The organism is Streptomyces sp. NPDC086080 (genome assembly GCF_044540255.1).
Classification (GTDB): Bacteria; Actinomycetota; Actinomycetes; order Streptomycetales; family Streptomycetaceae; genus Streptomyces.
The window spans coordinates 42,487-49,095 of the sequence record NZ_JBITRU010000045.1; the positions used below are offsets into that span (position 1 = coordinate 42,487).

Below are 6,609 nucleotides of genomic sequence, written 5' to 3' on the forward strand. Positions count from 1 at the left end.
AACTGGACGTCCCCAGCCCGGATTGTCAGAGCTCTCTGTTACACATGACCCGAGTTGTCCGGTGTGGTCGAAGGAGTCCGAGTGTCTGAGCTGGAGGATCTGTCCCAACCTGCCGCGGGTCTGTATGAGCAACTGATCACGCTCCGCTTCGAGCAGAAGCTTCAGCAGCTCTCCCAGCTTGGCTGGCATCCGATGAGCGAAGCGGTGGGCGCAGAGTCGGTTCCTCATGTGCTTGCGAGGCACGTCTCGCACACCGTGCGCCGCGTTCTCGAGAACCTGCCCCCTGAGGAGCGCGTACACGCGGCCAACCACATCCTGGAGTCCATCGGCACACTGCAGGGCGCCCAAGAGTGGGTGGATCTCGTCGCAAACGGGCCTCAGCAGCTCCTAGCAATGACACGGCAAGAGGCACCCGGGGTCTTCGCCGTACGCCCCGGTATTCCCCTCTCGGAGACCGCGCTCCTCACCAACTCGCCCGAGGACCCTAGCCTCGGATTCGAACTGCGCGCAGAACTGGCTACAGCCGACCGCGTGGATCTCCTGTGCGCTTTCGTCAAGTGGCACGGGCTGCGGGTCATTGAGCGGTCCTTGAGAGCGGCGCATGAACGGGGGGTGCCGATAAGGGTCCTAACCACGACGTACATCGGCGCCACTGAGCGGCGAGCGGTGGACCGGTTGGTCGAAGATTTCGGAGCCGAAGTCAAGGTCAACTACGAGACTCGCTCAACGCGGCTCCACGCCAAGGCTTGGCTGTTCCGACGGGACAGCGGTTACGACACCGCGTACGTCGGTAGCTCCAATCTATCGAAGGCAGCCCTCCTCGATGGCTTGGAGTGGAACGTTCGCTTGTCCTCCGTGGCCACGCCCGATGTGATGCGGAAATTTGAAGCGACGTTCGAGTCGTATTGGAACGATCCGTCCTTCGAGACGTATGACCCTCACACTGACGGCAGTCGTCTGCAAGAAGCACTAGCAGTGGCTGGCGGTGCACCGTCAGCGGGCTCGGCCATCACGCTGTCCGGCTTTGAGGTGCGGCCGTATCCCTATCAACGGGACATGCTTGAACATCTCAACGTCGAGCGTGAGGTTCATGGGCGTCACCGGAACCTCTTGGTAGCGGCTACGGGCACGGGCAAGACCGTCATAGCTGCGCTGGACTACAAGGAGCTCCGCGAGAGACATGACCGCGACTTGCGCCTCCTGTTCGTCGCTCATCGCAAGGAAATCTTGCAGCAGTCTTTGCGGACATACCAGGAAATTTTGCTTGATGCGAACTTCGGGGAGTCCCTCCATAGCGGAGAGATCCCGGAGCGCTGGACTCATGTCTTCGCGAGCGTTCAATCGCTCAACGCACGGGCGCTTGATCGTCTCGCCCCCGACCACTTCGACGTCATCGTGATCGACGAGTTCCACCACGGAACATCACCGACCTACCGGAAGATCATCGATCACTTTCAACCGGTGGAGCTGTTGGGCCTGACAGCCACGCCGGAACGCATGGATGGCAAGAACGTTCAGGATGAGTTCTTCGACGGTCGTATCGCCGCCGAGATGCGACTGTGGGAAGCACTGGACAACAAGCTTTTGTGCCCCTTCCACTACTTCGGCATCAGTGACACCACCGATTTGAGCGACGTGGAGTGGAAGCGCGGAGCCTACGACCTCAGCGCACTCAGCAACGTTCTGACCGGCAACAAGGTTCGCGCTGCCCTCGTCGTCAAGGCCGTTGAGGAGAAGGTCGCCGATCCGAGCCGCATGCGGGCGTTGGGCTTCTGCGTCTCCGTCGCTCATGCGCACTTCATGGCGGAGTCTTTCCGCTCGGCTGGGTTCAACGCCGTCGCGGTGTCCGGGGAGACGCCCGCCGATCAGCGACGGCAGGCACTTGCGGACTTGAGGTCTGGGGTGCTCCAGGTGGTCTTCTCGGTTGACCTCTTCAATGAGGGTGTTGACGTCCCAGGTGTGGACACCCTGCTTCTCCTCCGCCCGACATCGAGCGCGACTGTGTTCCTTCAGCAGTTCGGCCGCGGGCTACGGCGCTCCGACAACAAGGCTGTCTTGACCGTGTTGGACTTCATCGGCCAGCACCGTAAAGAGTTCCGATTTGAGAACCAGTTCCGTGCCCTCACGAACCTGACGCGTAAGCGGTTGCTGGACCACATCGAGCATGACTTCCCGAAGCTCCCGTCCGGCTGCGAGATCGTTCTAGAGGAGAAGGCAAAGCACACCATCATCTCCAACATCAAGGACCAACTCAGCGTCAATGTCACCACGCTGTCGCGTGAAGTGGCCGACTATGGGGAGCTTTCCCTCCGCCGATACCTGGAGGAAAGCGGCCGAGACATCAAGGAGGTGTACCGAGGGAGTGGGAACTCCTGGACGGGCCTGCTCCGCCGCTCCGGCTTGCGTGACCGCGAAGCACTTGAAGGGGAGGCCGCCCTCCTCAGACGAGTGCCTGCCTTCCTCCATGTCGATGACCCACTGCGCGTGGCCGCGTACACACGCATGCTCGAAGACGACGCTGCGCCCTACAGCACCCTTGATGAACAGGGCAAGGCGTACGCCCGCATGCTGTTCTTCCAGATCTGGCCGCTGGGTGGCGTCACGAGGAAGGGCTTTGCGAGCTACGACGCAGGGTTCTCCTCTCTCCGAAAGCACCAGGCGTTCCGTAGCGAACTACGCCAAGTGCTGGCGTACAACCTCGCCCATACCGAGCACGTACCCATTCCTCTCCTCGGCGTGGCCGGCGACCGGGGCATCCCGCTAACCGTCCATGCCTCCTACAGTCGCGAAGAGATCCTTCCTGCGCTCGGACAGGCGGACATCGGAGGCTTCATGCCCGGGGATTTCCGCGAGGGTGTGAAGTGGTGTGAGTCCATCGCAACGGACGCGCTCTTCATCACCCGGGAGAAGGATGAGAAGGACTTCTCACCTCAGACTCGCTACCACGACTTCGCGCTGAGCGAGACCCAGTTTCACTGGGAGTCTCAGAACCAGACCTCGGAGACATCCCCAACTGGGTTGAGGTACCAACATCACGCCATTCGGGGCAGCCAGGTGTTGTTGTTCGTCCGCCGCTACAAGACCACCGACATCGGCGGTCCTCAGCCGTGGATGCTGCTGGGGCCCGCTGAGTACCAGAGCCACAAGGGCAGTCGACCGATGGCCATCACCTGGAAGCTGAAGCACGAACTCCCGGCGGATGTCCTGTCGTACGCCAAGGCGGTCGCGGTGGGGTGATCATCCGCAGGGGCCACAGCAGACCGAACAGTGTGTTCGATCAAGATGCCGGAACCAGGCCGCCCAGCATGCTGTTCAGGTTGAGGGCGGCCCGGTCTCTGGCTGTAGGGAGTCAGCTCAGGGCTTTGCCCACCTCGTAGATGGTTGGCCGGCCCTCCGGAGCGTGGCTGAGCATCGCGTCGATCAGCTCGCCCAGCGGACCGGGAGCCTTCACAGGCCGGCGCTTGCCGTTCGCCACTGCCTCTCTCTGGACGGGGCGCGGAGCGTCATCCGGATAGTCCATGGCCCGCCACCCGGTGGCGGAGATGAGGAGAGACGCGCCGAGTCCGTAGACGTCGGCTTCCTGTGTGGGTTCGGCCTCTCCGGTCGCGAGCACGCTGCGCGCGATCTCCGGAGCCTCGTAGTGGACGAGGCAGCCGCGGAACGGGAAGTCGTACGTCTCAGGTATGTGCCCGCCCCGGGCAAGAGCGAGGTCGATGAGGTGCGTCCGCTCCGGCCCGATGATGAAGTGGGCGGGCTGTACGTCACCGTGTGCCCAGCCCTTAGCGTGAAGTTCGGCCAGCGCCTCGACACAGCCCAGGGCGACGCTTGTGTGTGGTTCGACGGGTGAGTCCTTCTCGCGGCAGGGCTCCCACAGTCGGTAGAGGTCCGGCCCCTCGTGCCACGGCTGGAGGTTCCACGTTCCACGCTCCCACTCACCGTACGCCAAGTCATCCAAGCCGAGGCGGTGCAGCACGGCCCCCTCGCGCGCGGGTGCGAGCGCGGTCCAGGGCTGGGCGGGCCAGTCGGCCGTGGCCTCGATTGGATGACCGAGCTTCACGGCGTAGTGACCCCGATGGCTCTCCACGTCCCAGACCCTGGAGCCCCGGCGGTCCACCACCAGACGCTGAGCCGTAGGCATAAGGGCGTCGAGCACCACGATCGGCAGTTCAGGGGACGACCCGGACAACGTCTCTTCTCCTTCCGGTTCCGGCGAACGCGGCCGGCCACGACTCGTGGTCGGCCGCGTCGCTGCTGTCGTGTGCTACGCCTGACCGTACGGCCGGCCGCAGTCCGAGTCGCACTGCGCGAGGTTGGTTCCGTCCATGGTCCACAGGTCGTCGAAGACCATGAACCCGGCCGCCTTCATGGCATGCGCGGAGGAGGCGACCTTCTCCGGGTCACGGGCCCCGCCGCCCGGCGCCGGGTTGTGGTGCAGAAAGCGGCCCGCGTACTGCTCGCACAGGGCCGCGTACTCCTTCGTGTGCAGGATGAGCGCGTGCAGCCCGAGGTCCACGTCGTCCGACGGAACCATGGGAACGGTGGCGGTGGCGGCGGTGACCAAGAAGGCCACGGCCTGGTCCGCGATCCGCTGGGCACGCTCGGGCGACTGCCCGTTGTGGACGACCACGAAGTGGGCGAGGCTTTCGAACAACTCCTCACCAGCCACCGCGCGACCGGTCCTCTGATCGTTCGCCGTTGCCGTCATGCGACTACTCCTTGTGTGTGGCGGTGTGTGGCACTTACCTCCCGCATCGGTCGCTGAGCCACGGCTCAAGGACGACCAGAAGGCGGGCTTGGAAGGGCGGCCCCGGACGGGGACGGGGAGCCGGGGAACTGGCACCCGTTCGGGGCGGCCGGTCTACTGGCCGACGGCGAGAGCGATGCCGATCACCAGGCCGCACGACCCGCTGATCACGACGATGAACAGGACTCCCGCATACCGGCCGATGGCGCGCATCACAGCCCGTCCCGGGTGTTGGCGTTCCGGATGGCCAGACGTGCGCTCAGTTCCTCCCGCGCACTCGGCGTCACGACGTTGTCCGGCATGGCATCCCACTCCGTGCCGCCGCGGATCGGCCGTATCTGCACACGGCCGCCGACCTCGCCCATGACGACGCCGATACGTCCCCTGGCGGTGTCCTTCGCCAATTCACCGATGCCTGGTCTGGTCTGCTGATTGCTCGCCATGCGGACGAGGATCCTGCCGCTCATCAGGACGTCGGAACCTCCGACAAACCCCACTTCGGGACGTCCCGCGTCGGGTAGAACGTCCCTAGTGCCGTCCCCGGATGTTAGGAGAGATTGAGATGCCGAACGAGAGGTTACGTGCTGCCATGGCGGCCGGCGGCTGGACGTATGCCGCCCTTGCGGACAAGGTCGAAGTCGATCCCAAGTCCGTTGAAAGATGGGTCAATCTGGGGCGTACACCGCGCCGTGCCACGGCCATGCTGGCAGCGGAAACACTAGGAGAAGACGTGCACGCTCTATGGCCCGCACTCCGGCAGGCACGCCCTGCCCGCGCTGTCAGTCCGGAACTTGTGGCTCTCTACGACCAGCGGGCGGACATCCCCGTGTCCACCTTTGTGGACATGCTGACCCAAGCCCGCAAGCGCATCGACGTGTTGGTGTACGCGGCCGTCTTCCTGCACGAGGCGTACCCACGGCTCAACGACTTGCTGCAAGAGCGAGCTGCCGACGGGTGTGCGGTCCGTATCGCGATCGGCGACCCGGACAGTGCAAATGTGCAACAGCGCGGCGACGAGGAGAGGTTCGGCCACGGGATCGAGTCCCGTTGTCGACTCGCCCTCATGCACTACCGCCCCCTTGCTGGGGTACCTGGCATCGAGGTGCGGACCCATGCCACCACGCTCTACAACTCGATCTACCGTGCGGATGACCAGGCGATGGTCAATGCCCATGTTTGGGGCGTGAACGCCTACGGCGCTCCCGTATGGCATCTGCGGCGCAGCGGAAAGGGCGGCATGTTCGACACCTACGCCAGCAGCTTCGATGCGGTCTGGGAGACCGCGACACCGGTAACCGAAGGGTGATCATGGCACGGACCGAGTACTACGACGACCCGGCGGCACCTGAGCCAAACAGTCTGGTGGTCGCCGCGTCCGCCGTGGTCACCGACGACGAAGGACGCGTGCTCCTTCAGCGCCGACGAGATAACGATCTTTGGGCTCTCCCTGGCGGCGGCATGGAGATGACCGACTCACTCCCGGGAACCGCCGTCCGCGAAGTGAAGGAAGAAACAGGCCTGGACGTAGAGATCACCGGGCTCCTGGGCACGTACACCGACCCCCGCCACATCATCGCCTACTCGGACGGTGAGGTGCGCAGACAGTTCAACGTCTGCTTCACCACCCGTGTGGTCGGGGGCCAGCTCGCAATCTCGGACGAGTCCACGGAACTGCGGTTCGTTCAACCGGAGGAAATCGATCAACTGCCGATGCACCACACGCAGCGGCTTCGGATCCGTCACTTCCTAGAGCACCGTGATCGGCCCTACCTCGGCTGACAGTGAGGATGTGACGTGGTGACGCTGCTGGCGGGTCTGACCCCTCGGCTGACTGACGTCTCGACTGTCCTGTTTGGGATTTGTCG

The 6,609-nt window shown here is 64.0% G+C and carries 6 protein-coding genes; 3 read left to right on the plus strand and 3 right to left on the minus strand.

The annotated features are described in order from the left end of the window. The first annotated feature begins 81 nt into the window (after positions 1-81). On the plus strand, positions 82-3,237 hold the full coding sequence (locus ACIF9R_RS34190) for a DUF3427 domain-containing protein (RefSeq protein WP_399986333.1): 3,156 nt from the start codon (positions 82-84) through the stop codon (positions 3,235-3,237). A gap of 112 nt (positions 3,238-3,349) precedes the next feature. Here the strand turns inward: ACIF9R_RS34190 and ACIF9R_RS34195 are convergent, their stop codons facing one another. The 3 genes from ACIF9R_RS34195 to ACIF9R_RS34205 form a co-directional block, all read right to left on the minus strand. Next, a complete protein-coding gene (locus ACIF9R_RS34195) occupies positions 3,350-4,186 on the minus strand; it encodes a protein kinase (RefSeq protein WP_399986335.1) in 837 nt (278 codons plus the stop codon). Positions 4,187-4,261: 75 nt separating this feature from the next. Further along, the gene (locus ACIF9R_RS34200; protein ID WP_399986337.1) at positions 4,262-4,705 is read right to left on the minus strand and encodes a glycine-rich domain-containing protein; all 444 of its coding nucleotides are present in this window, start codon (positions 4,703-4,705) and stop codon (positions 4,262-4,264) included. Between the two features lie 251 nt (positions 4,706-4,956). Then, positions 4,957-5,211, minus strand: a complete 255-nt coding sequence (locus ACIF9R_RS34205; RefSeq protein WP_114934151.1) for a hypothetical protein — start codon at positions 5,209-5,211, stop codon at positions 4,957-4,959. A gap of 95 nt (positions 5,212-5,306) precedes the next feature. On the opposite strand from ACIF9R_RS34205, the gene ACIF9R_RS34210 reads away from it, so the two are divergent. Both ACIF9R_RS34210 and ACIF9R_RS34215 read left to right on the plus strand, forming a co-directional pair. Further along, complete coding sequence (locus ACIF9R_RS34210) at positions 5,307-6,050, plus strand: XRE family transcriptional regulator (protein ID WP_399986339.1); 744 nt, start codon at positions 5,307-5,309, stop codon at positions 6,048-6,050. Between the two features lie 2 nt (positions 6,051-6,052). Continuing rightward, positions 6,053-6,523 (plus strand): NUDIX domain-containing protein, encoded by a 471-nt coding sequence (locus tag ACIF9R_RS34215; protein WP_399986341.1) that lies wholly within the window; start codon positions 6,053-6,055, stop codon positions 6,521-6,523. Positions 6,524-6,609: the final 86 nt, after the last annotated feature.

Bases quoted from the DNA above. Each gene is read 5' to 3' on its own strand.
- ACIF9R_RS34200 (WP_399986337.1), bottom strand. From the start codon at position 4,705: ATGACGGCAACGGCGAACGATCAGAGGACCGGTCGCGCGGTGGCTGGT.
- ACIF9R_RS34205 (WP_114934151.1), bottom strand. From the start codon at position 5,211: ATGAGCGGCAGGATCCTCGTCCGCATGGCGAGCAATCAGCAGACCAGA.
- ACIF9R_RS34210 (WP_399986339.1), top strand. From the start codon at position 5,307: ATGCCGAACGAGAGGTTACGTGCTGCCATGGCGGCCGGCGGCTGGACG.
- ACIF9R_RS34215 (WP_399986341.1), top strand. From the start codon at position 6,053: ATGGCACGGACCGAGTACTACGACGACCCGGCGGCACCTGAGCCAAAC.